This is a genomic window from Streptomyces sp. NPDC054961 (assembly GCF_053609145.1).
In genome coordinates this window covers 1-2,241 of sequence record NZ_JBSGWY010000083.1, presented here as the reverse complement: position 1 = coordinate 2,241, position 2,241 = coordinate 1, and the positions used below count along the sequence as shown (strand labels likewise).

The following is a 2,241-nucleotide window of genomic DNA, read 5'->3' as shown; positions in this document are numbered from 1 at the left end:
CCCCGCGGGGGGGCCCGGTTTTTTCCCCCCGCGCTCGGGGGTCCGAACACCCCGGCCCAGTCACCGGCACCAGGTCTATGACGCGGCCTGGCGCAGATCCCGCAACGACGGCGTGGCCAGACCAGCGACCCCGGCCACGCAGCCGAGGACAGAGCACAACGCGATCGCGCTCCTGGCATCGGCCGCGCTCGCGAGCCACCCCAGCACGTTGTTCGCCACCACCAGCGCCGAGCTCTGCACGAGCGACAGCAACGACTGGACCCGCGACAGATGCGTATCCGGAGCCCCGGCCAGGACCAGCGGCCCCAGGTGACACGCGAACATGCCCGATCCCGCACCGACCGCCACGGCGGCGACAACGGCCCAGGCAGGAGCCGGAGCCGCCGCGAGTGCGGCGAATCCCAGCGCGGCGAGTCCCAGACCAAGGCACGCGCCCACGCCGATCCGACGTATCGGCCCCCGACGGGCAGTCAGCAACGCGGCCAGGAGAATCCCGGCACCCTGCCCGGCGGCAACCAGACCTGCCGATCCCGGCCCCCAACCGTTCGAACGGGCCAACAGCGGGCCGAGCAAAGCGACTACCGGAAGCAGCCCCGCTGCAGCCGCAGCCGTCAGCAGCAACGCGGGCCGCAGGACCGGATCCCTTGCCACGACCTTCACCCCGTCGGCGATCCCCGCGAGCAGGCTCTGCGCGCGGGGGAAGGGTTGCGCCTCGGTCGCCGGGCGCACCCACACCATGACCGCCAGGACTGCGGCGAAGGTGCCTGCGTCGACCAGCGCTGTCCCGCTCAGGCCCGCGACCGCCACCAGCACCGCCCCCAGCGGCGCCCCGAGCAGGGAAGACACCTGGCCGCCTGCCTGCCGCAGGGCCATCGCTCGGGGCAGTTGCTCCTTGCTCACCAGGCGACGCGGCATCGATCCCGTCGCGGGGAGATAGAACGCATCGACGGTCCCGACCACAGCGGCGAACCCGATCAGCATCCACGGCGGCGTCCCCCAGACCCGTCCTGCCACGGCCAGGGCCAGTACGGCTGCGAGCATCACCACATCTCCGGTGATCATCACACGGCGGGCCCCAAAGCGGTCACCCACCGCCCCACCCAGTAGCAGGAGTACGGTCCGCGGCAGCGTGATCGCGGTCAGCACGAATGCAGCCATCTGACCACCGTGGGCACTGGCTGCCCAGCCCAGAGCGAAGTAGAGGGCAGCGTCACCGGTCAGTGAAGCCCGGGTCCCCGCGAGCCACAGCAGATACGACCGGGGAAGAGCTGACCGGGATGGGGATGAGACAACGGAATCCGTGGTGCCAAGTGATGCCATGGGCGCTGACCATAGGTCCCTCAAGTTGGTCGAGGGCTAGTGACGCTCCATCAGGACCTTCTGATCGATGCTCGCTTCGCCGCGGTCTCACGAATTTCCTGGGCCCATGGCGAAGGGCTATGGCGATCCAACGTCACGGACATATAGCCTGCGAATCGTCGCAGTTCAGAGCAGATATCAGAGCTCCTGCGGTCGGTAAATTTGGCGACAAGCCACTCGTCGAGAATTTCTGGATCTCCAGCATCGACCACAACGGCTCGTCCTCCACGTCCCGACCGCGGTGCTCGGCGGTGCGGCCGAGGTAACCGGGCAGGAACTGGCAGAACAGCGTGGCCACTGATTGGAGTGTGCGTTCGATATGAGGCTTCTCCGCCCGGGGAGCGTGGGCGGCAGGGCTGGAAAGTGATCTCCAGGGTGCGGCAAGCGGAACGGAAGCTGAGGGTGCCGGACAAAACTCATGAAATAACCGCGTTCACCGCCCTGTTGGACCCGTTCGACCTGACTGGCACCGTGGTGGTCACCGCCGACGCTCTCCGCACCCAGCGCGAACACGCGAAATGGCTGGTCGAGGCCAAGAACGCGCACTACCTCCTGGCGGTCAACGGCAATCAGCCCAGACTCCACGCCGCGGTCGGGTCCCTCCCCTGGAAGGCAGTGACCGCCCGCCGCTACGACCGCGAGGCCGGTCACGGCCGACGCGAGACCCGCTCGATACGCACGCTCACCGTCACCGGTCTCGGCCTGGACTTCCCCCACGTCGTCCAGGCGGTGAAGATCCTGCGGCACCGCACCAATCTGAAGACCGGCAAGGTGGGGCCTCCCCCTAAGTGGTGGACACGCTGATACTGGATCTTGATTGATCCGGAGGAAGCGAGAAGACCACCGATGGCTCTGAAGGACTATTCGGACGAGTTCAAGGCC

General features: G+C 67.9%; 3 protein-coding genes. 1 reads left to right on the top strand and 2 read right to left on the bottom strand.

All coding sequences use genetic code 11. The annotated features are described in order from the left end of the window. Positions 1-75: 75 nt before the first annotated feature. Both ACWF9Z_RS36115 and ACWF9Z_RS36110 read right to left on the bottom strand, forming a co-directional pair. Entirely contained in the window at positions 76-1,320 is a 1,245-nt protein-coding gene (locus ACWF9Z_RS36115; RefSeq protein ID WP_453609783.1) for an MFS transporter, read from the bottom strand. A 133-nt stretch (positions 1,321-1,453) separates the two neighbouring features. After that, on the bottom strand, positions 1,454-1,657 hold the full coding sequence (locus ACWF9Z_RS36110; protein WP_453609781.1) for a hypothetical protein: 204 nt from the start codon (positions 1,655-1,657) through the stop codon (positions 1,454-1,456). 104 nt (positions 1,658-1,761) lie between these two features. Here ACWF9Z_RS36110 and ACWF9Z_RS36105 point away from each other — a divergent pair, with 104 nt between their 5' ends. Continuing rightward, on the top strand, positions 1,762-2,163 hold the full coding sequence (locus ACWF9Z_RS36105; RefSeq protein ID WP_453609779.1) for a transposase: 402 nt from the start codon (positions 1,762-1,764) through the stop codon (positions 2,161-2,163). The last annotated feature ends 78 nt before the right edge of the window (positions 2,164-2,241 follow it).